This is a genomic window from Bowmanella denitrificans (assembly GCF_002887595.1).
Classification (GTDB): domain Bacteria; phylum Pseudomonadota; class Gammaproteobacteria; order Enterobacterales; family Alteromonadaceae; genus Bowmanella; species Bowmanella denitrificans.
Map to the genome: position 1 here is coordinate 1 of NZ_PEBU01000014.1, position 24,761 is coordinate 24,761.

Below are 24,761 nucleotides of genomic sequence, written 5' to 3' on the forward strand. Positions count from 1 at the left end.
CGCTCCTTGAATCTTCCTGCCTTCCTGGCTGACTGGGAAGCCTTTCTGCCTGCCCCGTCGAAGTGGTGCGCATTCTACAGACCAGCAAAAACAGATCAAGGGATTTTTGCAAAAAACATTTCGTTCGCGCATTTATTGAACAGCAACCCGTGTTTCCTTACTTTACGCTTTTAGGCAACAGCACACTAACACTGTCAAAAATTATTACACATCAAAGAGATACCATAAATTTAACACCTAAAAATCAACAACATAACAAGTGGATTAATTCTTGCTAAGTTCTAAGGCTCTACTACAGAACACCATTTGCTTTAGTTGTATGCAGAGAATCGAGGTATAGATGCCCATTGGGATAACTTACCATCTACAGCCTTTTATTCTCTCGCTGGCAATAGCAATCAAGGTGCTTTCCTTAGTATGAATGAGTCTGGTCAAGGGATGACTACAGAAAGCTCCCTACACCCGACATAAAGAATAATAAAACAGATATAAGAAGAATATATTCACAGGAGATAACAATGACATTTAAAAAGTCACTACTAGGCAGCATGATTTCGGCTGCACTGGTATCCCTGGCCACAGGTAATGCCCTTGCACAGGAAGTTGATATAAACCCTGCTAACTTGACGTCCACCTCACCTCACCAGCATGTACAGAAAAGGGGGGGCAATCAAACCGCTTCCTATATTGTACAGTTGAAAGGAAAATCCGGGGTAGCGCATGCGCTGGATTTAGGTGAGCTCACCCCAAGCAATCATCTGGCCGCAGGTAAGGGTAATCTTTATAACGCCCATTCAGCACGGATGGAAGCATACACTCAGGCGATGAAAGCCAGACAGCAAGCGGTTGCACAAGGTATTGGTATTACAGACGTTTTATATAACTACACTCATACCTTTAATGGCTTTGCCGCCAAGTTGACAACTCAGCAAGCTGAGCAGTTACGCCAACATCCAGAAGTGGCCGGTGTTTGGGTGGATGAGAAACAACAATTAACCACTGCTAATACACCTGCATTCCTGGGGCTGACTGGTCCTAATGGACAGCACACATTAGGTATTAAAGGTGAAGATGTCATAGTGGGCGTAGTGGACTCCGGCATCTGGCCTGAAAATCCAAGCTTTGCTGATGACGGAAGTTATTCTCCTGCAGCAGATCTTGGGTGGAGTGGTAGTTGCGATGCAGGTGCCGAAGCAGCAACTAGTAGCTTTACCTGTAATAACAAACTGATTGGGGCACGCTATTTCAAAGCAGGTTTTGAAGCTAGCTATGATATTCAGTACGGACTAGGAGAATTTGAATCTCCCCGCGATGCGTCTAGTCACGGCACTCATACTGCGTCAACAGCAGCCGGAAATGAGGGTGTTCCAGCAGCTTTGTTTGGCACTGATGTTGGCAATGTCTCCGGAATTGCGCCAAGGGCGCGCATTGCAGCTTATAAAGTATGCTGGAACAGCGATTATGTAAGTCCAGAGGGTGTTGAAGAAAGAGGTTGTTTCGGTTCAGACTCAATGGCTGCAATTGATGCTGCAGTAGCAGATGGTGTTGACGTAATCAATTATTCCATCAGTGGCAGCCGCACAAGCTTGACGCCACCTCAAACCGCTGCCATGTTGAGGGCGACAAATGCAGGCGTGTTTGTCTCTGTCTCAGCAGGCAATAGCGGTACCGCTCCGGTCACTGTTGGTACCCCTGCTCCTTGGGTAACCAGCGTTGCAGCCTCAACCTATGACGGCATAAGTTATACAAATAGCATCGAAATTGTTTCAAGAGACCCCGCGGAGAAGTTACTTTCCACAGAAGGCTCAATTACCAAACCTCTATCTGAATATGGGGATGTCACAGCTAAAGTTGTCATTGCAGAACCTTTATTAGGTTGTTTTGACGGTCAACCCAGCCCATTAGATAACGCTGCAGAAATAACCGACAATATTGCACTAATTAAACGTGGCACCTGTAACTTCTCCGATAAGATAGAGCGCGCACAATTGGCTGGTGCCAAAGCGGTTGTTGTCTACAGTGATGACAGGCCAGTTACTGTTATGGGCGGAAATGGCGCTTACGACATTCCGGGCGTTATGATTAATGGCGCAGATGGTGATGCATTAAACATAGCCATCTCCGGTGGCGAAGAAGTGACCATTAAAATGAGCGCAGGCTCCTTTGAGCAACAAACAGAAGTTGGCAATATCATGGCTGATTTCTCATCTCGGGGCCCTAACGGCAATACAGAGGATTTAATCAAACCTGATATTACCGCGCCAGGTGTAAGAATTCTGGCAGGCATTTCCTCCGCACCAATGTTTGGCCCACAAGGAGAAAGCTATGGTTATTTAAGTGGCACCTCTATGTCTGCACCGCATATTGCCGGTATGGCAGCCCTTCTCAAAGGCCAACACCCCTCATGGTCACCTGCGCAAGTTAAGTCAGCTTTGATGACTACGGCCCGACAAAACGTCGTGGTAATGCATGACGAGAATGAAAATGTGATTAGCCCCATTCCAGCTACCCCATTTAATTTCGGCAGCGGGCACGCCGTACCTGTAAGCGCTATGGAGCCAGGACTAACCTACGACCTGAATGCTGGCGATTACTTCGGCTTTATGTGTGGCCAAGACCAAGACAGCTTTGTCCAGACAGAGTCTGGTATCAGTTGCGCAGATTGGGAAAATGCAGGTTTTGCTGTTGACGCCAGCCAATTGAACTACCCATCCATAGCTGTTTCCAAGCTTGCCACTGGGAAAGCAGTGAGCCGCACTGTGAAAGATGTTTCAGGGATTGGCGGTACTTATGTAGCCAGCATCGAGGCTCCACAAGGTATTGATGTCACTCTGCGTACCTTTAATGCAGATGGTACAGAGACTGAAGGCAACGACATGATTGTCCCCGCAGGTGGCCAAGCCAGCTATGAATTGATGTTCAATAAAAATGAAGATGCAGTTATAGGTGAATGGGCCTTCGGTGCCATTACATGGACTGATGAACATGGACATTCTGTGCGTTCACCTATTGCGATCAAAGCTGCTCCTTCAGTGAAAATCGAAGTTCCGGACAGCTTGTCTTTGCAATTGAATCGTGGTCGAGCTTCCTTCCCGCTAAAAATGCTGTATAGCGGAGCAACCAGCCTTGATTATGCAGGCTTAGTTGCACCATTTGGTTCAAGCAGAACAGTGGCACAAGATGAAGACAGAGAATATGTATTCAAAGAACCTGGCTTGGGTTTCCACGCATTTCTAGTACCTGAAGGTACACAAGTTGCTCGCTTTAGCTTACGTGACAGTTTGGTTAGTGCAGAAGGTACCGATCTGGATATGTATGTATATCGCTGTATTGCAACAAGTTGCTCCCTTGTAGGTAGCTCTGCTTTCAGTGGTTCCAATGAGGATGTAATTTTAACCAATCCTGAGCCTGCAGCAAATGGCCCCGCCGGTGACTACTACGTAGTATTTGTGCATGGTTGGGATTTGGCTGGAAATGAAACAGTGGACTACACCATGCCAGTGTGGGTCGCAGATCAAGCCGAAAGTGAAACCACTATACGCTCAACCCCCCGGGCAATAGAGGGGCGTTTTAACAACGTTTCTATTACTACCCGAGGTTTGGAGCCTGGTTTCTTATATATGGGCGCCGTCACTTTCTATGACGATGATGGCATTGCGCAGGGCACCACAGTATTGGAAGTCCAACCCTAAAACATATGGAGAGAGGAAAAACGCCCTCTCCTGCATATAAACAGAGGTTGCTGTTCGCGACCTCTCTATAAAAACAAATATTGAGGTAAATGATGAACACTATGAAGAAAATTTTTGCCAGTCTGGGCTTAATTGCCGCAATGACAATAAATGCCAATGCCGCGCTTATTACGCAGGATCTCATCGAGGTGGCCAGTGATGGTTCAACCGGTGTAATAGGCTCCATCACTGTCAGCACCAACAATGCCGTAATCGACCCCATCTATGGAACAGGTGAAGTCTTGTCTTTCGTGTCATTTGAATTCCTTGGATATGATATTCCAGTGGATGACAGCTATTTCTTTCTGGCAATATTTGATAGCAACAATGTCTATGCAGGCTTGGAATACCTGGACTTTGATATTGATTTTTTCCTTCCAGGCATTGCTGATTGGGCATTCCAAGGTTACTTTGAAGCGTTTGGCAACCCAGACTTCAACTATTTTACCGTCTTTGAAAATGGTAACGCTCAACCAAGATTCTTTAACGGATTAACATTAGGTCAGGCAAGTGTGGTATCGGAACCTGCCACATTGGCCATGTTCGGCTTAATGTTGGGCTTACTGGGTATGCGTCGCACGTTGCAAAAATAACATACAGCAAACTAAAAAGGGCGTTGTTATCAACGCCCTTTTTTATATACCTGATTTTCACTTATCATCTTGCTTCTTCTGAGGCGGCTCCGCCCCAAACTCAGCATCCACCTGTTCGTCGGCATCCCCAACAACATGCTCAAGTTTAACCTTATCCACACTTCTGAACGTATTGATGGGGCCTGCAACGGCATAAAGCAAAAAAGCAATAAACAGCACCAGTGACGGCTGTGTCGCGACTATCACAAAAATCAACATGACCAACAGCAATGCCACAAACGGCACCTTACCCTGCCAGTTTACTTCTTTAAAAGAGTTATATTTGAAATTGCTCACCATCAGTAAGCCAGCTGCAGCCGTAACGAACGCCACAATAACACCATAATCAGTGCCCACAGCTTCATATTCCACACCGACCCAAACCAAGCCTGCCACCAGTGCAGCAGCGGCCGGACTTGCCAGGCCCTGAAAGTAACGTTTATCTGCAATGCCAATTTGTGTATTAAAGCGCGCCAGTCTTAGCGCTGCACCAGCCACATATACAAAGGCAGCCAACCAGCCCAGTTTACCTAACTCCGTCAAACCCCAAGTATAAGCCACAAGTGCCGGGGCAATACCAAAAGACACCATATCAGACATGGAGTCATACTCAGCGCCAAACTCGCTTTGCGTATTGGTCATTCGTGCTACCCGGCCGTCCAGGCCATCAAACAGCATGGCCACAAAAATTGCCACAGCGGCCGCCTCAAAGTGCCCATTCATTGCCGAGACAATGGCATAAAACCCAGAAAACAGGCCCCCCGTGGTCAATAAATTAGGCAGCAGATATATACCTTTACGTTTGGTGTCAGTCATCGAACCCTCCAAAAACAATGACAAGAAGATATCACAGGTCCACAACCTGACTCTAGCAATGACCCATCTGTTTTACTCCACTTTAGCTCTTCTCATAATTGACAACTCAGCCAGTAAACCCCACGCTCAAACACACAAGGTGTCGATATACTTTACAAACGCTGTATCTCGTAGCGTCACAAATAGGCGTAACACATTGTATAAAAAGGGCTTACACCAACATGGAACAATATTTGCTTTATCATAAGAAATTGTTTCACTAGTCAGGAAAGAACGATGTTAAGAAAATCTTTACTGCTGATTGCCGCGCTAGTTTGTGGAAACGCATCCGCCGGCACTGAGACATGGAATCTCGGCAATGCCAACTTCGGAGGTTCGGGTAACTCGAACTACCTGAATATGGTAGTTGATGGGATTGGTCTGACTATTACAGGCTGGACGGATGCCAGCAACCAGGGTGGCGATCTTACTCAAAGCCAGTTGTATCGTTGGAGTGGTGGCGTTGGTATTGAAAACTTGTCGAATCCCGAACACGCGGTAGATAACAGCAACGGCTATGATGCATTGCTGCTAAGTTTCGATACGGCGGTGTCTTTGGACGGCGTTAGCGTTGGTTGGTACTCTGGTGATGCAGATATGTCATTTGCTGCCTACACCGGCAGTGGTAATGTGAATTCGTTGGCCAACCTGAGCTGGAATGAATTCCTTTCCAATGGCTGGATTTCTCAAGGTGATTACACAGGTTCAGCCGGGACAGCCTATCGTAGTGTCAGCAACACAGTCACATCTAAGTATTGGATTGTTGGAGCGTTTAACCCTGCATTCGGCGGTAGTTCCAGTTACACCGGCGCTGCTGATTATATGAAAATAAACGGTTTGTATACCACAAGCCCTGACACGCCAGACCCTGGAACAGGAATTCCAGAACCATCTGCGATTTTACTTTTCGCCTTGGGTTTACTGCTACTGCGCCGCTCAGGCAAGCATTGCTGATTTCTCAATCGGACCATTTCGGGGTAGAGTTTGATCTACCCCATTGATGTTAGCGCTCCGGTGACACTATGAAAGTTCTCTTTGCCTTACTGGCGTTATACTTTTGCACTCTACCTCTCCAGGCTCGCAGTTTTTCAGAAGACTACGAGTCGGCTCTCTCTGCCTATGAGCAGGGTAAGATAGAAGATGCATTTATCCATCTGAAGAACGCACTGCAAGAAAATCCGTCACATCTCCCATCCACTTTGCTAATGGGTAGAGTGTATTTTGCCAGTGGCAATATGATGGCAGCGGAACAACTCTTTGATGAAGCGCTTGAGTTGGGCGCAGATTTACATCTTGTTCTGCCATTATTGGGCACCAGCCTAATATTGCAGAGAAAAATCGACAAGTTGTTGCAATTCGAAGAACACTATTATGATCTGAATAGAGAAGGACAATTTGAATGGCATTTGCTGCGCGGCCAGGCTTATCTATTGCAAGGCAAGCCAGAATTTGCTGATTTGGAATTCAGAAAAGCAGATGAACTGTTCCCAAACAATGTCAGAGCCAAAAACACAACAGCTTCATTCTTGTTGCAAATCGGCAAATTCGATGAGGCTGAACATTGGATTAAAGCATCTTTAGTTCTGGAGCCGAAAAACGAACAAAGCCTGCAGCTGATGGGTGAACTTAGGCAGCGCCAGGGGCAATTGGCTCAGGCACTGGACTATTATCAACTGGCTTACACCATAGATAGTGATGACCCTATGGTGCAAAGAGGACTGGCACAGGCTTATTTTGGCCTGGCACAATACACCGAAGCTGGACGGATTATTGAACAAATCCTCGAACAGTCTCCCAACGACCCCACCGCCAATCTGATGAAGTCCTGGTTGCTGAATTACGAAGGCAAATCCGAAGAGAGCCTCACACTTTTACGTAACCTTAGTCAAAAGCTTGCGGTGCTCGACCCCAACGGCGCGCTATACAAAGGAAGCAATCAATATGTACATGGCTTGGTAGAGTTTATTCAAGGCAATCTTGAAAATGCCAGAGATATATTGGGAAGGCTGCTGGAAGAGCGTCCCGGTGATGATAAAGCATTGAGGATTCTGGCAGAAACCTATTTACGGAGCAATCAACCAGATAAAGCCATGGCCTTACTTGAACAGCGCCAAAGGCAGGTGCAAAGCAACCTGGATCTGGGCTTAACTCTGTTTAACCTGTACCTGAAACAAAATAACCTGTTCAGGGCAGAACAGTTATTTCGCGAGTTAGACAGAAAATTCACCCACCAACCCGCATTGCGCATTGGCGCCGCCAATTTACTCAGCCTACAAGGTAAACCAACTGAAGCGTTAGAGGCTATTGCATCCCTTGACATACCTGCAGACAACCTTGGCTTTTATTTGCTAAAAGGGAAACTGTTACTTGCTGTTGGTGAAACGACAAGTGCCAACGCTATTGCTGATAAGTTGTTAGAAAACAGTCCTGATAATCTGGATGCCCGCAACCTTCTGGCTGCGACCCTAATCGAAATGCAGAAGCCAAATCAGGCTGAACAGCAAATACAGAAAGTGCTTAAACAAGATCCGAACAATCTCAGCGCTAATTTCAATCTGGCAGTACTGTATAAAGCTAGAGGTAGCTACAAGGAAGCACAGGACATTATTACTAACGTATTGAGAGATTTGCCTACTAATGTGCGCTTCATGTTGCTTATGGTGGATATTGCGCTAGAGCAACAACAGATGGACGTAGCAACAGACTGGTTAAATAAAGTCCTTATTTACGAGCCTACCCATAAACAGGCCGCACAGTCGCTGCTAAACCTGTATATGGCAACAAGCAAATGGTCCGAGGCTGCCACACTGGTCAATCAATTGCGTCAGAATGACCGGCTGAACCCTAAACTTGTGCATCAGCAGGCTAAAATCTACATCGCTCAGCGTAATTACCAGGCCGCCAAAACCAACTTAGACATTCTCTTTGACCTTTGGTCTGATTCTGCCCCCAGGTTACTGGATCTAGCCGTTGAGCAGATCCAGATAGCGGATCTTTCTGGGGCCAGGAAGAGCCTGGAGTCAGCAGCAAAATTGTCACCTAACTCTGCGGAATTAAAGCTAATTCAAGTTAGACTTGAGTTAAAAGAAGGTAAAATTCAACAAGCTGCCAACCTCACAAAGCAGTTAGATGAATCAGAGGTTAAGCCTTCGCAACTTGCTTTTGCCAAAGCTGAAGTGGCCATTGCTCAGCAGAACTGGTCTGCAGCGGCCAAGTCATTACAAAAAGCCATAAAGGACGATCCTGACAATTTAGCCGCTATCGTCAGCTTTTATCAACTCAGTCAGCAAAAAATCCATATGGACATGTTTCAGCAAAGCATAGAGCAGAGATTGGCGGTCAATGCTGAGCCATCCTGGGTAAGAAAGTTACTGGCCGACAGTTATCTGGATAACAATGATTTCGTCAAAGCCCAAGATCATTACGAAACCTTATTGGATACTCAAACCTTTGCCAGCAATGCCGCAGTGCTGAACAATCTGGCTAATATCTATGCAAAATCAGATCTACAGAAGGCCTTGGCCACAGCCGAGAAAGCAAGAAAGTCCGGCCAGAATAACCCAGCTTTAATGGATACCCTTGGTTGGCTCAATGCCCAACTGGGTCAGTATGATAAAGCCTTACCTCTGCTCAGAGAAGCCTACGTCCTGGACTCTGCTAACCCTGAGATACGCTACCATCTGGGTTTTGTATTGGCTAAATTAAACCGGGCGGAGGAAGCCAAAGTGCAACTGCAAGAGGCGACCCGACAAGACAGCTACCCAGAGTTTCAGGATGCGGTACTTTTACTCAACAGTTTAAATAAGTAAGGGCTGCCCTGGCAGCCCTTACTCAAAGTTTGCTTCTGTAGTCATTAATGAATCACAAAGCCACTTTCGCCTACATCAACACTGATAGTGGATTCCGGTTGCACTTCACCACTAAGCAGTTTCTGAGCCAACGGATTTTCAATTTGTTGCTGAATAGCCCTTTTTAATGGTCTGGCACCGTAGACTGGATCAAACCCGGCATCTGCCAGTTTATCCAGTGCCGCGGTACTCAGTTCAAGCTCATAGCCTTTGTCTGCCAGACGTTTTTTCAAAGACGCCAGTTGAATCTCTGCAATGGCTTTAATCTGCGCATGAGCAAGCGGGTGGAAAACCACAGTATCGTCAATTCGGTTGATAAACTCAGGCCTAAAGTGCTGCCCCACCACCGCCATCACCAGGGCCTTCATTTGTTCATACTGCTCCTCACCGGCTTTATCCTGAATAATGTCAGAGCCAAGGTTGGAGGTCATAATGACCACGGTATTTTTAAAATCCACCGTGCGGCCCTGACCATCCGTTAATCGGCCATCATCCAGCACCTGCAGTAAAATATTGAACACATCCGGATGCGCTTTCTCCACCTCATCCAGTAACACCACGGAATAGGGTTTACGCCGCACCGCTTCTGTCAGGTAGCCGCCTTCCTCATATCCCACATAGCCTGGCGGCGCACCGACTAATCTGGACACCGAATGCTTCTCCATAAACTCAGACATATCGATACGTACTATGGCATCCTGGGTATCAAACAGGAAACCAGCCAGCGCCTTACAAAGTTCCGTCTTACCTACTCCTGTCGGGCCTAAGAACAGGAATGAACCAATAGGACGGTTAGGATCGGCAAGACCGGCGCGGGAACGGCGGATAGCATTGGATACCGCACTTACTGCTTCGGCCTGACCAACGACCCGCTTATGCAGGGCATCTTCCATCCGCAACAACTTTTCACGCTCGCCTTCCAGCATTTTGGACACTGGGATGCCGGTCCAACGGGACAATACCTCGGCAATCTCTTCATCGGTCACTTTGTTACGTAGCAGCTTGGTTTCCTGATGCTGCACTTCATCGGCCCGTTCAAGACGTCTTTCCAGTTCAGGAATGCGGCCATACTGAAGTTCTGACATGCGGCTAAGATCGCCTGCCCGCCTGGCAATTTCCAGATCCAACTTAGCCTGCTCTAACTCAGCCTTAATATGTTGCGTCCCTTGCATAGCCTCTTTTTCGGCTATCCAGAGCTTCTCGAACTCTTTGAACTTGATTTCCAGCCCCTCTCGCTCCTGCTCAATCAGTTCCAAACGCTTATGACTGGCTTCATCGGTTTCCTTGGCCAGCGCTTGTTCTTCCAGTTTTAACTGAATTATGCGCCGTTCCAGTCTGTCCATATCTTCGGGTTTGGAGTCAATCTGCAAACGAATACTGGATGCTGCCTCATCAATAAGATCAATAGCTTTATCAGGTAATTGCCTGTCACTGATATAACGATGGGATAGCGATGCCGCTGCCACTATGGCAGGATCGGTAATATTCACCGCGTGGTGCAATTCATAACGTTCTTTCAAACCACGCAATATGGCAATGGTATCTTCCACAGACGGCTGATCCACCAGCACTTTCTGGAAACGGCGCTCTAAAGCTGCGTCTTTTTCAATGTACTGACGATACTCATCCAGCGTTGTGGCACCGACACAATGCAATTCACCACGCGCCAGCGCGGGTTTAAGCATATTGCCAGCATCCATGGCGCCCTCTCCTTTGCCGGCTCCCACCATGGTGTGCAGCTCATCGATAAACAAAATGACCTTGCCTTCTTCTTTGGCCAGTTCATTGAGCACCGCTTTAAGGCGTTCTTCAAACTCGCCTCGATATTTGGCTCCCGCCACTAAAGCGCCCATATCCAGCGACAACACGCGCTTATTTTTCAGCCCCTCGGGCACTTCACCGTTGACTATCCGCTGGGCCAGGCCTTCCACAATAGCGGTTTTTCCCACCCCAGGTTCACCAATCAATACAGGGTTATTCTTAGTGCGGCGTTGCAGTACCTGAATCGTGCGGCGAATTTCCTCATCGCGGCCAATTACAGGGTCCAGCTTACCTTGTTCGGCTCTCTCAGTAAGATCTGTGGTAAATTTTTCCAGCGCCTGACGGACGTCTTCGGCATTGGGATCGGTGACCTTCTGACCGCCGCGTAATTTTTCGATGGCCTGCTCGGTCTTTTGCTCGGTCAGACCCAACTGGCGCAGGGTTTCGCCCAACTTGCCTTTGTCCTGCAAGGCCGCCAGCACAAAAATTTCAGAGGTGATGTAATCATCTTTACGTTTTTGCGCAATCTTGTCGCACAGGTTCAACAATACAGCGGTGTCTTTACCCAGTTGCACATCACCGCCCACTCCCTGGACTTTAGGCAAGCGTTCGATGATTTCGGAAAGCGCAGAGCGCAGGGCATTGTTGTTAACGCCGATTTGCTCCATTAGCGGGCGCACGGAACCGCCCTCCTGATTCAGCAACGCCATCATCAGGTGAGCAGGTTCAATATATTGATGGTCTCGGCCCAGTGCCAATGACTGGGCATCGGAGATAGCAAGCTGAAACTTGCTGGTCATTTTATCCAAACGCATAAAATACCCTTACATAAAAACCAAGTAGCTTAGTTATGGGTATGTTCTATACGGGAATCAAGTAGATGGTGGTGCACAACTTTGTGCTGGATCAATGATCTTCCAACCAGATAAGGCTGGCCATACGCCCGGTTTGCCCATCTCGTCGATAGGAAAAAAAACTTGTCGGCTGCTGATAGGTACAGTACTCACCTCCAAAAATGGATGTCACCCCTATCCTGGTTAATCTGGCTCTGGCCAGTTGATAGATATCCGCTAAGTACTTGCCTTTGTTGTTGGTTTGCTGAAAAGCGGCTGCATCTTGCGCAAATGCCGCACGCACCTCTTCGCCAACCTCAAAAGCTGGAGCCCCAATCGCCGGCCCAAGCCATGCCAGATAATCCCCGGCATTCCCTGGTAATGCAGTCAGGGTATTTTCCAGCACACCAGCGGCGAGTCCCCGCCAGCCAGCATGCGCCGCGCCAACCGCGAGTCCCCGGCGATGACAAAACAGCACGGGCAGACAATCAGCCGTCATTACTGCACAAGTAACTCCGGCTTCAGAAGCAATCGACGCATCTGCTGACATATTTTGCAAACTACCAGCGTGTAAGGAATGTACATCATTACCATGCACCTGATTGAGCCAGACAATCTGTTCAAAGTGGGGTAATTGCTGACGGTTAGCCAATACATCAGCCGCCTTGTCACCAACATGCAGGCCAAGATTTAAACTATCGAAAGGCGCCTTACTGACGCCCCCCTGACGAGTGGTGGATATGGCCTGAACCCGCTTGGGTGCAGGCCAATCCGGCAGAATAAACACTTATTCCCAGCCTTGATCGTGGGCTTTGGTATCTGCGCGCAATGTGGACAGCAGGTTAACCATGTCCAGCGGCAGCGGCGCTTGCCAGCTCAGCCATTCACCACTGATGGGGTGAGCCAGTTCCAACTGTGCTGCATGCAGCGCCTGGCGTTTAAAATCCCGCAGCATTTCGCGCAATTCTTCACTGGCAGACTTAGGTGGACGTGGACGGCCACCGTATAGTGGATCCCCAACGATAGGGTGATGCAAGTGCGCCATATGCACACGAATCTGATGGGTTCGACCTGTTTCCAATTTCAGCCGCAAATGTGTATGTGCGCGAAACTTCTGTATCACTCTGTAGTGCGTCACTGCTGGCTTGCCACCCATTCGAATGGCCATACTGGTACGCTTGGTTTCATGTCGGCCAATTGGCTCATCGACCGTGCCACCAGCCACCATCGTACCGTTGACCACTGCTTCATATTCCCTGCTGATCTCTCGGGCCTGCAGTTGTTCCACCAGGTTAGTCTGGGCCGGAATGGTTTTCGCCACCACCATCAATCCGGTTGTATCTTTGTCAAGCCGATGCACAATGCCGGCACGTGGCACAGCACCAATGTCAGGTACATGATTGAGCAGAGCATTGAGCAAGGTACCGCTGCTGTTGCCTGCACCGGGGTGTACCACCAAATCTGCCGGTTTGTTCAGCACCAGAATATGCTCGTCTTCATATTGAATATCCAGCGCAATGGCCTGGGCCTGATGTTGCTGCTGAACTGCAATACTGGTTTGAATGAATACTTGTTCGCCACCCAGTAACTTTTCTCTGGGCTTGTCCCAAACCTGATGATTAACCTGAACCTGGCCAGCCAGGATCCAATCCTTGATGCGTGAGCGAGAATAATCAGAAAACAATTCGGACAGAGCCTGATCCAAGCGCTTGCCAATTAATGTATCTGGAACCTCAGCATGTAACTCTATTTTTTCTTGCATTATCAGCTTCGACGGGCAGTGGATTTGCCTTCCGATAGCCGTCATCTATCAGGAGGAACAAAGGCTTAGATAGGCCAGGTCGTAATTTGACCGGCAATATCATGTGCATGACCCAGCACAGTCGGTTAGAATGCTGTGATTTCTTGGGCACTTATTTTCAATCAGGGTGTCTATTCTAGCGGAATTTTGCACCCGGCAGAATCGCGTAAACGATAATGAGCGTTATGAATACGAGAGTTTTTTCAAAAAGCATACTGATCAGCGCCGCATTGGTGCTGTCCGCCTGTTCGTCCTCACCTGACGAAGAGGACCTGGCACTGGTTAACCAAGGCCCCCAAGCCCTTTATGATCGGGCAAAGGAAAGCCTGACAAATGGTAACTTCAATGCCGCGGCCACCACCTTAAGTGCATTGGACTCAAGATACCCATTTGGTCCATTGTCGCATCAAGTACAGTTAGACCTTATTTATTCCTACTACAAAACCAGCAACACTGACCAGGCACTGGCCACTATTGATCGCTTTTTGCGCCTGAATCCCAATCATTCAGATGTGGACTATGTGCAATATATGCGCGGCTTGGTGAATATGGATGCGGATGCCAATGTGTTTCAGGATCTGGTAGGAATTGACCGTTCAGACCGCGATCCAAGTAAAGCACGTGAAGCCTTTAGTGACTTCCGTCAGTTACTGGAAAAGTACCCGGATAGCAAATACGCTGCCGATGCGCAGAAACGTATGATGTTTATTAAGGATAGGCTGGCAAAATATGAACTGGCCATTGCCCGTTACTACATGAAACGCCAGGCTTATGTGGCAGCGGCTAATCGTGGACAATATGTCCTGGAGTATTTCCCGGACTCACCCCATTTGCGTGAAGCATTGGAGCTAATGGTGGAATGCTACGATCAGTTGAACCTGCCTGAGTTAAAGCAAAGTACCCTAAAAACCTTGAAGCTTAACTTTCCTGACAGCCCCTACGCGAGCTGAGCTCGTCAGCGTCATCAAGTCATTAAAAAAGCGCCTGTTGGCGCTTTTTTATTTGAAAAATAAGTGACTAAAGGGATTAAGCAGGCGAGCCAGACCTGAAGTAAAATGTAACGGCTGGTCAAGCAAGCTGAATACCAGACAACCTTCGTCTGCCTCTGTATGCGGCATGTGGGTATGTTGGCCATCACAGCGAATAAAATCGCCAGTATCGTAGTGATTCAGGCCATCAGAAAACTCACCGTCCAGCACCAATGTTAACTCATTGCCCTTATGGGTATGTTCAGGCACACTGCCGCCTTTTTCCATGTAAATAAAATCAGCCCGTCCCTCGATACCAAGATCCACCCGAGCCTGCCAAAGCTTACCCACCATATGCGACCAGCCGCTAATCTTGCCCGCATAGCGCTGCAGACTCCTTGGCAACGCAAACTTTCGTCCATCCAGCTCAAGAAAGGTTGCGCAATCGGGCTTCACACCAGTTTGTGCTGGCAGTGCCATTATGCTGTCGAGCATCTTTTGTAATTCAGGCTCTGCGGCCTGTGGGTGTGAGAGCGCTTGCTCTGCCAATCGCCCTTCGAACTGGGCTACTCGCGCCGCACATTTCCCGCACATATCCATATGCGCAGCAATTATCAGTGACAGGCCAGGACTGGCAAGTCCCTGGGCAAATTGCAAAAGTTGCTCATCTGTTGGGTGTAAATTAATCATCTTCTGACAACATCTCTTTCAATCGCTGCAAGGCTAAACGCGTGCGTGACTTAACTGTGCCAAGGGGAATTCCCAGGCTTTCCGCCACTTCCTGCTGTGATTTTCCTTGTACATAGATGGCTTCAATCACTTGCCTTTGTTTGTCAGGCAAAGCCTCAAACAGCTGACCGACCTGGTCTAGCGTCACCTGCTGATCAAGCCCTAGTTCACCGGGAGCAGCTGTTTGCTCACATAGCACCGGCCATAGGTCATCGGCGCAAATATCTTCCTTGCGGTTTTGCTGCTTTCTTAGCATGTCAAAGCGGATGTTGCGGGCAATGGTAAATATCCAGGTAGACGGCGAGCCCTTTTCTGCATCGAACAGGTGCGCCTTCTGCCAGACATTTGTCAGGGTTTCCTGCACCAGTTCCATGGCCACTGCCTCGTTACCCATCTGTTTTAAGGCATAGGAGCGTACTCGAGGGGCAAAGTAATTAAACAGTCTGGCAAAGGAAGCCTGGCATCTTTGCAAGGCCACTTCCTGCAAGCACAATGACATCTCGTCTGCCACATCAATGGGTGCAGTACCCTGGGATTGTCGATTATCCAATTGAATTCCGACCAGCATAACTCCGTCACCTTTGCCTAAGATTCTTTTTATACGGCAGGTGAGGAAAAAGGATCAATGCGTCAATTCTGTCAGAAAATGCAGAATTTTGCGGCAATCTTTTTCCTGTAACAGATTCTGCTTTTGCAGCGGGTCAACGGGCAGGAGCTCCAGCCAGCGAAACAGCACCCATAAGGGATCTGAAAAGTGTGTTTGCTGGTATAGCTGTTCAATATCCGGGAACCGGCTGAAAATTTCTTTGAGTTTGCTTTGCATCAATTGCATCTGTCCGTCGCCCGGAGGCACAATGCAGTCCCATTGACTTTGCTCTAAGCAGCGTCCTACACGAAGCTCATCGGATTCGTTAAGGATCTCTTGTATGTGCCAACACCCAGTACCTTCTACCACTATCCCAAGTAAACCGTCGTCCAGGGTACTGAAGTCCACCACTTTGGCCAGAGTGCAAAGCGGGTGAATATGCTGATTAAGTACTTTATCTCCTCTGGCGTTTAACATACAGACTGCAAAATCGCGATGACCGGCACAAGCTTCTTTCACCATGCGCAGGTAGCGAGGCTCAAAGATGCGCAAAGACATTCGCCCTCCGGGCAACAAATGCGCAGATAAGGGGAATAATGCCAATTGTCTGGCTTCGCTTCTCAACATTTTCTCCGATAGTTAGCTTTCTGCCTTTTATACGAGTTAAACATGCGAGCGGATTAATTTATTTGCACTGATCTTTTGCACCAGACTAACGTATTGAATCAAAAAACAATGTCGTGAATTGCATGAACCCCATTCTGAATAAGCTGGAGCATTTCTATAAAACCTTGCAACCCGATGCCCTGCACTGCCTGGCGGACATCTATGACAAGCAAGTGCGTTTTGTCGACCCGGTAGGCCAGCACCAAGGCCTGGAGCAGGTACAGCACTATTTTGCTAATCTGCTGCATTCCTGCCAAACCTGTAGATTCGACCTGCACACCCAACATCTATGCGGTGACATTGCCTACATACATTGGACAATGTATTACGCCCACCCCAGGCTGAAAGGTGCCACATTGCTGAGTATTGAAGGCATCAGTGAAATCCACCTTGGGCCACAGCGTATCGTTTATCAACGTGACTACTATGACCTTGGTGCCATGCTGTATGAACACCTGCCATTGCTTGGCCCCTTGGTTAAGTGGCTTAAACGCAGGCTGGCGGTATGAAACATATTCTCATCACCGGTGCCAGCTCCGGTATAGGAAAAGCCTTAGCCATTCGTTGTGCTCAGGCTGGTTGGCGGGTAACGGCCTGTGGACGTAGCCAGGAAAAACTGGCACACCTGCATGGCTTTGACAATGTACAAACACTGTCTTTCGATATCACCGACCTGCAAGCTTGCCAACAGGCTCTGCAACAATTACGGCCTGATATCGTTGTTCTCAATGCCGGCACTTGTGAATACGTAGATATAGCGCACTGGGACCCCGCGTTATTCAAGCGGGTGTTCGACGCCAACTTCTTCGGTGTGGTTAACTGTCTGGCCCCTTTACTGCCAAATCTCAGGCCGGGCACTAAGCTGACCATAGTAGATAGCCTGGCACGATGCCTGCCTTTCACCCGCAGCCAGGCATATGGTGCCAGCAAAGCCGCTTTGCATTATCTGACTAAATCTCTGCAAACCGACCTTAGCCAACGCCAGATCAGGGTGCAAAGTGTGTCCCCCGGCTTTGTTGAAACCCCGCTTACACAGAAAAATGATTTTTCCATGCCGATGCAAATCAGTGCGGAGCAGGCGGCTGAATCTCTATTCAAAGGGCTACAAAACAACAAGGCCAGTATCTATTTTCCTACGGGTTTTGCTTTATTGATTAGAACCATGGGGCTGTTACCCGAGGGCATACAGCAATGGCTTTGCCAAAGGATGAAGAAGTAATGACGCAAAAAATTGCCATTATTGGTAGTGGTATCTCTGGTTTGGTATGTGGGCATCTGCTGCACGATAAATATGATATCTGCTTATTTGAGGCCAACGATTATATCGGCGGCCACACCCACACCGTGGATGTTGAGGTAGAGGGTGAACAGCAAGCCGTAGACACCGGATTTATTGTCTTCAATGACTGGACTTATCCACATTTTATCAAGCTTATGGACAAGCTTGGTGTTGCCCGCCAGGCCACCGAGATGAGTTTCAGCGTCAACAATCTGGCTGACAACCTTGAATATAACGGCAACAATCTAAACAGCTTGTTTGCCCAGCGACGTAATCTGTTTCGTCCGGCCTTTTATCAGATGCTTAACGACATCGTGCGCTTTAACAAGCTATGTAAGGCATTGTACAGCCAGAAACAAGTGCCGGTGGATTTGACTTTAGGTCAGTTTATTCAACAACATGGCTTTGGCGTTTTCTTTACTCAGAACTATATCCTGCCCATGTGCGCTGCAATCTGGTCCGCCAGTCTGGAGGAAGTTAAGGCCTTCCCACTCAGTTTCTTCCTGCAGTTTTTCACTAATCATGGTCTGCTGAATATCCGCCACCGGCCCCAGTGGTATACCCTGGTCGGAGGCTCAAGAAGTTATATTGCACCGCTAACCCGGGGATTCGCAGACAGAATCCTGCTCAGCAGTCCAGTCAGCAAAGTTATCCCCAACACACAAGGCTACCTGATACAGGCCGAAAATCAGCCAGATCGCCAAGTGGACCAGGTTATCTTTGCCTGCCACAGTGATCAGGCTCTGGCCATGATAGCTCACCCCAGTCAGACCCAGCAGCAGATACTCAACGCCATTCCCTACGCCAGTAATGAGGTGGTATTGCACTGGGACACTAGCCTGTTGCCCAAACGACCACTGGCCTGGGCAAGTTGGAATTACTTAATCAAAGGCACAAAAAATGAAGGGCAACGTCCCGCTTCCGTGACTTACAACATGAACATATTGCAGCGGCTGAACAGCCGCCACACCTTTTGTGTCACACTGAATAACAGCGCCGCTATTCGTGACGATAAAGTGTTGCGGCGCTTTCAATACAGCCATCCTCAATTCAGCCAGCAAAGCCTGCAAGCTCAGCAACGCCGGGCGGAAATATGTGGCCGGGATGGACTGCATTTCTGTGGCGCATACTGGTACAACGGCTTTCATGAGGACGGTGTACGCAGCGCTCTGGACGTGTGTCAGCGCTTTGGAGCGACGCTGTGAATCATAGTCTTTACAGCGGCCAGGTTTGGCATAAACGCTTTAAACCCAAGGTTCATCAGTTCCAATATCAGTTGCAACTTTTTTGGCTGGATCTACAGGACACTGACTCCCTTAACGCATTGCCCTTTGTCAGCACCAGGGGCTTTGCCCCTATTCGCTTCAAGCGCAGTGACTATCTTGATCAGCCTAAGCAGAATCTGGCTGACGTAGCCAGAAACAAAATGTCGGCACTAGCCAACAAGCCGTTACAGGGACAGGTATTCTTACTCGGTCAGTTACGTTGGTTCGGTTTGTATTTCAGCCCGGTCAATTTTTACTATCTTCGTCAGGCAGACGGTTACTTCAGTCATGTACTGGCAGAGGTCAGTAACACCCCCTGGAATCAGCGTCATTGCTACCTGGTCGACCTGGCCAATCCAATAGATACCGTCAAAGCTTTCCATGTCTCTCCTTTTAACCCGATGAACATGCATTACCAGTGGACATTCAATCAACCACAGCACGATCTCAAGGTGCAAATAAGTTGCATAGCTCAGAAAAAAGAATTTGTTGCCAGCCTGGCCATGACAAAAAAAGCATTGAACCCAAACAGCCTGACCAGCGTATTGCTAAGCACGATGACGTTAAAAACCCTGGCCGGTATTTACTGGCAAGCCCTGAAACTGTTGATTAAGGGCACACCAGTATACGGCCACCCGTCCAGTACCAAGGAGTCCTGATGCAAGCGGGCGAAAACACTATCACTATACAGAGCCAGTCCAACTGGTTAGAAAAAGCGGCCAGAAGCAGCCTGATGGCGCTGCTGAGCAGATTACCGAAAGGACAGTTGGTCCTGAAAGAGCATGGGGTGTTGATTGACAAGTTCGGTAAAGACACACAAGGCCCACACGCTGAAGTAGATGTACTGGATGCCGCTTTCTATATAAAGGTATTAAGCGGTGGTTCAGTAGCAGCAGGGGAAACTTATGTGGATGGCCTATGGAACAGCCCGGATCTGACAGAGGTAATACGTTTATTCGCGGCGAATATAACCCTGCTCGACCAACTGGAAGGAAAGTTGGGCTGGTTGTTAACCCCCCTCACCTTGTTAAACCGTCTGCGTACCGTCAACTCCAAGTCGGGTGCCAAGAAAAACATCGCTGCCCATTACGACCTCGGCAATGAGTTATACCGGCATTTTCTTGATGACAGTATGATGTACTCCGCCGCCATTTATCCCCAAGCAGACTCATCCCTGGCTGAGGCGCAGCAACATAAACTCAAAGTGATCTGTGACAAGCTGGCGTTGAAACCCGGCGAGCATCTGCTGGAAATAGGCACCGGCTGGGGCGGACTGGCCTTGTTTGCAGCCCGTCACTATGGCTGCGAAGTCACCACCACCACTATTTCTGAGCAGCAATACGCTTACACCCAAGCCCTGATAAAGAACATGGGACTGGAAGACAAGGTACATTTGTTAAAACAGGACTACCGGGAATTAACCGGCCAATACGATAAGCTCGTCTCCATTGAGATGGTGGAAGCGGTAGGGAAAAACTATCTGGCGAATTTCTTCCAGCGCTGCAGTCAGTTACTCAAAGCCGACGGCCTGATGCTGCTCCAGTCTATTACAATCAGCGAAGCCAGACTGAAAAGTTACAGTAAAGGGCAAGACTTCATCCAGCGCCATATTTTCCCCGGCGGCTTTCTCCCTTCACCATCACTGATCAGCAGACACATTGCCCGTGACACAGATTTGGAAATACGTGACTGCGAGGATATTGGTCTGCACTATGCCCGTACCTTGCGGGATTGGCATCAGGCCTTACTTGCCAGTAAAGAAGCCTTGGCCACTTATGGCTACGACGAACGCTTTATGCGCCTGTGGTCCTTCTACTTTTGTTATTGCGAAGGCGGCTTTTTACAGCGCACCATCAGCACAGTGCAACTGTTACTTTCGAAGCCACAATACTATGGCCAGATTTGTCGCGGCTAATGCGCTGTCTGGCGCAATACCCAACCTGCTGTGGTTCCAGCTTTGCTGGTTTGTAGCGGTACTGGGGCGTGAAAAGCTGATAGCAGTGCTGGCCTTGTTGCTGCTGGTGCGTTTACTGCAGCCAGACTGGCGACGGGAACTATACCTGATGGTGACCTGTGCCAGCATCGGCGTGATAGTGGATGCTGTATTGACTCATCTGGAATTCTTTGTGTTTATACCAGACCCCATGATGACCTTACCCTTTTGGCTCATCGGCTTGTGGCTGGCATTTTCAGGCACATTAAATGCTGGTTTGGCCTGGCTGCAAGGTCGGCTGTTTTTATCGGCTTTGCTTGGCGCCGTGTTCGGGCCACTAAGCTACTTTGCCGGTATGCAACTGAATGCAGTGAAATTCGAGCAGAACCTGTTTTTTACCATGCTGATTCTGGCGTTGACCTGGTCGTTATTGATGCCGTTATTTAGTTATCTTGCCTGGCGATTTAAGGGGATTACCCATGACAGTTAAGTATTACCTGGTTTTAATATCCCTGTTATTCAGCCTGTCGGTGCAGGCCAGTCCAATCAGTGATTTAAAACTGGTGGGGCAAGCCCGGCTGAGCCTGTGGGTATGGGATATCTACGACTCATCCTTGTATACGGCTGATGGCACCTATCAACCAGAGCGGTTCCCGCAAGTGCTGCAAATTCGCTATCTGCGAGATATCAAAGCACAAGAGTTACTCGAAACAACCGCCGAGCAATGGCAAAAGCTGGGACTATGGTCATCACAGAGTGAGGGCTGGCTGGATCAACTTGCAAGCTTATGGCCGGATATCAAACGTGGCGATACCTTAGAACTTGAGGTTAAGCCAGACAAAACCAGTGTGTTTTATTTCAATGGCGAGGAATTGGGGCGTATTCAGGCCCCCGACTTCGCCGACAGTTTTCTGGCCATCTGGCTATCTGAAAATACCGAATACCCTAAGGTCAGAGAACAACTTATCGGCAGGGTTAAGACATGAAAAAACTTATCTTCCTCCTTATGCTGACATGCCTTACCGCCTGCAGCAGCAGCTTAGATGAGCATCAGATTAACCATCCCGAGTTTGATTTAAAGGGTTACTTTGATGGCAACATCCATGCGTGGGGGATTGTGCAGGATTATTCCAGGCGCCTCACCCGTCAGTTTTGTGTAGACATCAAGGCAAGCTGGCAGAACAACAACGGCACCCTGCATGAAACCTTCTATTTTGACGATGGTGAACAACAAGTTCGCATTTGGCAGTTGGAGATCCACTCTGACGGCTCCGTCAGTGGTACGGCTGGCGATGTGGTGGGCACTGCCACAGGCAAGGCCAAAGGTAATGCCCTCAACTGGCAGTACGTATTGAGTGTGCCTATAGACAACAACGTCTACGAATTCAGTATTGATGACTGGCTTTACCAAATGGATAGCCAGCATATGATGAACCGCTCTTACATGCAGAAGTTCGGCGTGACAGTGGCTGAAATCAGTATATTTTTCAAGAAGACTCGATTGCCCGCCAGTTGCTCTTCTTTGCCATCAAATGGGTAGGTTTTGGCAAATCCTGTCATTGCCATATTGATAGAGGCCGTATCTTAAAAAGAGAGACAAAGCGGCAGGTATTTAGCCTGCCAACACCTTAAACCGCATCCTCATTTTCTTCGCCGGTACGAATGCGAATCACCCGCTCAACGTCATAAACAAAGATCTTACCATCGCCGATTTTGCCAGTTTGTGCAGTTTGCATAATGGCTTCAATGGCCCGTTCGGCTTGCTCGTCTGGCAGAACCAGATCAATTTTGATTTTGGGCAGAAAGTCCACCTGATATTCTGCACCGCGATAAAGCTCTGTATGACCTTTCTGGCGACCAAAGCCTTTCACTTCGGTAACTGTCATACCCGTAACCCCAACCTCGGCCAGGGCCTCACGCACATCGTCCATTTTAAATGGCTTGATTATGGCTTCAATTTTTTTCATCTGCGGTTACCTTTCAATCAGCATCATAAAGGGTGGGAATTGGGCGGCGCTTGTGTTGGGTGCGTTGATAGATATACACCAATTTCTCTGTCACGGCAGGAGCAACCTGCCGACCTTCAAGAAAATCGTCAATCTGGTCATAGGTCAAACCCAGCGCGGCTTCATCGGTTTTCTGCGGTGCCAGGCTCTCAAGATCAGCGGTTGGTGCTTTATCAATGACCTTGGTCGGCGCGCCCAACGTTCTGGCCAGCAAACGTACCTGACGTTTATTCAGACCAAACAGCGGAGCCAGATCACAGGCACCGTCGCCCCATTTAGTGTAAAAGCCTGTGATGTTCTCCGCTGAGTGATCCGTTCCCAGTACCAGCGCATCCAACATACCGGCAATCTCGTACTGAATCACCATACGGGTACGGGCCTTGACGTTACCTTTAACAAAGTCCTGCTTCGACGGATCATTGGGTAACAGCCCCTGTGCAGCCAGTGCTTCGGCGGTTTGTTGATGGATGGCATCGGCGCCGGGCTGCACATTAACGTCAAGTGCCAAGCTGGGCTGGATAAAATCAATGCTGGCCTGGGCGTCTGCTTCATCAGCCTGACTGGCATAAGGCAATCTGACGGCCACAAAGCGGTAAGTTTCGTGATGCTCCTGATTCAACTCATTTACCGCAATTTGCGCCAAACGCCCAAGAGTACAGGAATCTATACCACCACTAATGCCTAACACCAGAGTGTCCAAACCAGATTGGCGTAAATGGGATTTGATAAAATTTACCCGTCGGGTGATTTCAAATGCCGGATCGATCTCAGGCAATACCCGCATCTCTGCCAGAATCTCTTTTACATCCATAACATGCTCATTTGGTTTTTCCACTATCATAAAAAAAAAACCGCTAACTTGCTCGCCTTTATATATGGCGGGCTCATACTCAGAGCACGTGCAGTCTCTGGTAGCCCCTGATAACAATTGGCCCAACCGCATACCCAAGGTTTTGCCCAACAAGGTATGCTGGGCGTATATAAGCAACGAGTTAAGTCTAATGAAAAGGCAATCTTCTTCTGCATCACAGTTCTTGCAAGCAGGACTGACGTTACTTGAACTGATGATTACGCTGGCCATCTCCGGCATTCTGTTGACCCTGGTTGCCCCTAATGTGCGGGATATTCTGATCCGCAATAACATTACTTCTCAGGTCAATGAAATCAGTGGTGCCGTGCAATTTGCCCGCAGCAACGCCATTGATGAGCAGAGCACCGCGATTGTTTGCCCAACCCCGGATTTTTCCACCTGCAGCACAGACTGGAATCAGGCCAAGATGGTGTTTAACGATCTGGATGCGGATGGAAACCGCGGCAACAATGAAGAGATTCTGGCAGCCACCAGCATTGCGCCTGATAGTCTGGTTTTAACCGGGCCGGCCATAACCGTGCGTTTTAATGGCAATGGCACAGTCTCAACCCCGGCGACAATCAAATTTTGTCATCAAGATGGTGAAGCAAAGTTTGCCCGGGCCCTGGTTATCAGTCTACAGGGCCGGGTCAGGTTAAGTCAGGATGAAGACGGGGATGGGATCCATGAAGACGGTGGTGGCAATCTCAGTTGTCTCTAAAACAGATCAAGCTGGCTGGTCATCCTCCTTTGCCATCTGGGTCAGTTGCTGATATCCATCTAACGCCATAATCAAAGACGCTCGGTCTTGTTTGGCGACATCCTGCCAACGTCGTCCTTCTAACGCCCCCACCAAGGCATAGAGCAGATTCAAACTAACCGGCCGCTGAGCCGACACCATTGCGTAGGCTCTGATTGCGCCTATTGCCTGCAGTTGCGCCAAACTATGAATGCCAGACTCATTTAGCCAACGGGCGGATTTGGGTCCCAGCCCTGGCAGGGATGCAAGATCTGTCAT

Annotated in this window: 24 protein-coding genes; 14 read left to right on the forward strand and 10 right to left on the reverse strand. The window is 48.6% G+C overall.

The genetic code is table 11. From position 1 onward, the window contains the following. The first annotated feature begins 518 nt into the window (after positions 1 to 518). On the forward strand, positions 519 to 3,692 hold the full coding sequence (locus tag CSR04_RS20665; RefSeq protein WP_102798244.1) for a S8 family serine peptidase: 3,174 nt from the start codon (positions 519 to 521) through the stop codon (positions 3,690 to 3,692). A 101-nt stretch (positions 3,693 to 3,793) separates the two neighbouring features. Next, a complete protein-coding gene (locus CSR04_RS20670; protein ID WP_172449449.1) occupies positions 3,794 to 4,324 on the forward strand; it encodes a PEP-CTERM sorting domain-containing protein in 531 nt (176 codons plus the stop codon). A 57-nt stretch (positions 4,325 to 4,381) separates the two neighbouring features. On the opposite strand, the gene pssA is transcribed toward CSR04_RS20670, so the two are convergent. Next, positions 4,382 to 5,179, reverse strand: a complete 798-nt coding sequence (pssA, locus tag CSR04_RS20675) for a CDP-diacylglycerol--serine O-phosphatidyltransferase (RefSeq protein ID WP_102798246.1) — start codon at positions 5,177 to 5,179, stop codon at positions 4,382 to 4,384. Between the two features lie 276 nt (positions 5,180 to 5,455). Here pssA and xdp1 point away from each other — a divergent pair, with 276 nt between their 5' ends. Together xdp1 and prsT are read left to right on the forward strand one after the other, a co-directional pair. Then, positions 5,456 to 6,172, forward strand: a complete 717-nt coding sequence (xdp1, locus tag CSR04_RS20680; RefSeq protein WP_102798247.1) for an exosortase-dependent surface protein XDP1 — start codon at positions 5,456 to 5,458, stop codon at positions 6,170 to 6,172. Positions 6,173 to 6,240: 68 nt separating this feature from the next. Continuing rightward, a complete protein-coding gene (gene prsT / locus CSR04_RS20685) occupies positions 6,241 to 9,027 on the forward strand; it encodes an XrtA/PEP-CTERM system TPR-repeat protein PrsT (protein WP_102798248.1) in 2,787 nt (928 codons plus the stop codon). A 44-nt stretch (positions 9,028 to 9,071) separates the two neighbouring features. Here the strand turns inward: prsT and clpB are convergent, their stop codons facing one another. From clpB to rluD, 3 genes are all read right to left on the reverse strand, one after another. Further along, complete coding sequence (clpB, locus tag CSR04_RS20690; RefSeq protein WP_102798249.1) at positions 9,072 to 11,642, reverse strand: ATP-dependent chaperone ClpB; 2,571 nt, start codon at positions 11,640 to 11,642, stop codon at positions 9,072 to 9,074. A 91-nt stretch (positions 11,643 to 11,733) separates the two neighbouring features. After that, positions 11,734 to 12,447 carry a peptidoglycan editing factor PgeF gene (pgeF, locus tag CSR04_RS20695; RefSeq protein ID WP_102798250.1) on the reverse strand — a complete coding sequence of 238 codons (714 nt, stop codon included), beginning with the start codon at positions 12,445 to 12,447 and terminating at the stop codon, positions 11,734 to 11,736. Then, positions 12,448 to 13,422 (reverse strand): 23S rRNA pseudouridine(1911/1915/1917) synthase RluD, encoded by a 975-nt coding sequence (rluD, locus tag CSR04_RS20700; protein WP_102798251.1) that lies wholly within the window; start codon positions 13,420 to 13,422, stop codon positions 12,448 to 12,450. A gap of 224 nt (positions 13,423 to 13,646) precedes the next feature. Between rluD and CSR04_RS20705 the strand changes: the two genes are divergently transcribed. Next, positions 13,647 to 14,411 (forward strand): outer membrane protein assembly factor BamD, encoded by a 765-nt coding sequence (locus tag CSR04_RS20705; RefSeq protein ID WP_102798252.1) that lies wholly within the window; start codon positions 13,647 to 13,649, stop codon positions 14,409 to 14,411. A 48-nt stretch (positions 14,412 to 14,459) separates the two neighbouring features. Here CSR04_RS20705 and CSR04_RS20710 read toward each other — a convergent pair whose 3' ends face one another. The 3 genes from CSR04_RS20710 to CSR04_RS20720 are packed head-to-tail and all read right to left on the reverse strand — an operon-like array spanning position 14,460 to position 16,371. Next, on the reverse strand, positions 14,460 to 15,119 hold the full coding sequence (locus CSR04_RS20710) for a ChrR family anti-sigma-E factor (RefSeq protein WP_102798253.1): 660 nt from the start codon (positions 15,117 to 15,119) through the stop codon (positions 14,460 to 14,462). Beyond that, a complete protein-coding gene (locus CSR04_RS20715; protein WP_102798254.1) occupies positions 15,112 to 15,726 on the reverse strand; it encodes a sigma-70 family RNA polymerase sigma factor in 615 nt (204 codons plus the stop codon). The genes CSR04_RS20710 and CSR04_RS20715 overlap by 8 nt, the downstream gene beginning before the upstream one ends. 54 nt (positions 15,727 to 15,780) lie before the next feature. Further along, a complete protein-coding gene (locus CSR04_RS20720) occupies positions 15,781 to 16,371 on the reverse strand; it encodes an LON peptidase substrate-binding domain-containing protein (RefSeq protein WP_102798255.1) in 591 nt (196 codons plus the stop codon). 122 nt (positions 16,372 to 16,493) lie between these two features. Between CSR04_RS20720 and CSR04_RS20725 the strand changes: the two genes are divergently transcribed. From CSR04_RS20725 to CSR04_RS20760, 8 genes are read left to right on the forward strand one after another with little or no spacing between them, the layout of a single operon-like run. Then, on the forward strand, positions 16,494 to 16,919 hold the full coding sequence (locus CSR04_RS20725) for a nuclear transport factor 2 family protein (RefSeq protein ID WP_102798256.1): 426 nt from the start codon (positions 16,494 to 16,496) through the stop codon (positions 16,917 to 16,919). After that, positions 16,916 to 17,629, forward strand: a complete 714-nt coding sequence (locus CSR04_RS20730; RefSeq protein WP_102798257.1) for an SDR family NAD(P)-dependent oxidoreductase — start codon at positions 16,916 to 16,918, stop codon at positions 17,627 to 17,629. Before CSR04_RS20725 ends, CSR04_RS20730 begins: the two co-directional genes overlap by 4 nt. Then, positions 17,629 to 18,894: an NAD(P)/FAD-dependent oxidoreductase gene (locus tag CSR04_RS20735; protein ID WP_102798258.1), complete on the forward strand. Its 1,266-nt coding sequence runs from the start codon at positions 17,629 to 17,631 to the stop codon at positions 18,892 to 18,894. The genes CSR04_RS20730 and CSR04_RS20735 overlap by 1 nt, the downstream gene beginning before the upstream one ends. Next, positions 18,891 to 19,613 (forward strand): DUF1365 domain-containing protein, encoded by a 723-nt coding sequence (locus tag CSR04_RS20740; protein WP_102798259.1) that lies wholly within the window; start codon positions 18,891 to 18,893, stop codon positions 19,611 to 19,613. Before CSR04_RS20735 ends, CSR04_RS20740 begins: the two co-directional genes overlap by 4 nt. Then, on the forward strand, positions 19,613 to 20,869 hold the full coding sequence (locus tag CSR04_RS20745; RefSeq protein ID WP_102798260.1) for an SAM-dependent methyltransferase: 1,257 nt from the start codon (positions 19,613 to 19,615) through the stop codon (positions 20,867 to 20,869). The genes CSR04_RS20740 and CSR04_RS20745 overlap by 1 nt, the downstream gene beginning before the upstream one ends. Beyond that, positions 20,847 to 21,377 (forward strand): DUF2878 domain-containing protein, encoded by a 531-nt coding sequence (locus CSR04_RS20750; RefSeq protein WP_102798261.1) that lies wholly within the window; start codon positions 20,847 to 20,849, stop codon positions 21,375 to 21,377. The genes CSR04_RS20745 and CSR04_RS20750 overlap by 23 nt, the downstream gene beginning before the upstream one ends. Beyond that, positions 21,367 to 21,873 carry a chalcone isomerase family protein gene (locus CSR04_RS20755; protein ID WP_102798262.1) on the forward strand — a complete coding sequence of 169 codons (507 nt, stop codon included), beginning with the start codon at positions 21,367 to 21,369 and terminating at the stop codon, positions 21,871 to 21,873. Before CSR04_RS20750 ends, CSR04_RS20755 begins: the two co-directional genes overlap by 11 nt. Next, positions 21,870 to 22,427 carry a DUF3833 domain-containing protein gene (locus tag CSR04_RS20760; protein ID WP_102798263.1) on the forward strand — a complete coding sequence of 186 codons (558 nt, stop codon included), beginning with the start codon at positions 21,870 to 21,872 and terminating at the stop codon, positions 22,425 to 22,427. Before CSR04_RS20755 ends, CSR04_RS20760 begins: the two co-directional genes overlap by 4 nt. Positions 22,428 to 22,515: 88 nt before the next feature. On the opposite strand, the gene glnB is transcribed toward CSR04_RS20760, so the two are convergent. Continuing rightward, a complete protein-coding gene (gene glnB / locus CSR04_RS20765; RefSeq protein WP_102798264.1) occupies positions 22,516 to 22,854 on the reverse strand; it encodes a nitrogen regulatory protein P-II in 339 nt (112 codons plus the stop codon). 13 nt (positions 22,855 to 22,867) lie between these two features. Then, positions 22,868 to 23,704 (reverse strand): ammonia-dependent NAD(+) synthetase, encoded by an 837-nt coding sequence (gene nadE, locus CSR04_RS20770; RefSeq protein ID WP_102798371.1) that lies wholly within the window; start codon positions 23,702 to 23,704, stop codon positions 22,868 to 22,870. 190 nt (positions 23,705 to 23,894) lie between these two features. Here nadE and CSR04_RS20775 point away from each other — a divergent pair, with 190 nt between their 5' ends. Then, positions 23,895 to 24,464, forward strand: a complete 570-nt coding sequence (locus CSR04_RS20775) for a GspH/FimT family pseudopilin (protein WP_102798265.1) — start codon at positions 23,895 to 23,897, stop codon at positions 24,462 to 24,464. 6 nt (positions 24,465 to 24,470) lie between these two features. On the opposite strand, the gene CSR04_RS20780 is transcribed toward CSR04_RS20775, so the two are convergent. Next, positions 24,471 to 24,761, reverse strand: a complete 291-nt coding sequence (locus CSR04_RS20780) for a TfoX/Sxy family protein (RefSeq protein WP_102798266.1) — start codon at positions 24,759 to 24,761, stop codon at positions 24,471 to 24,473.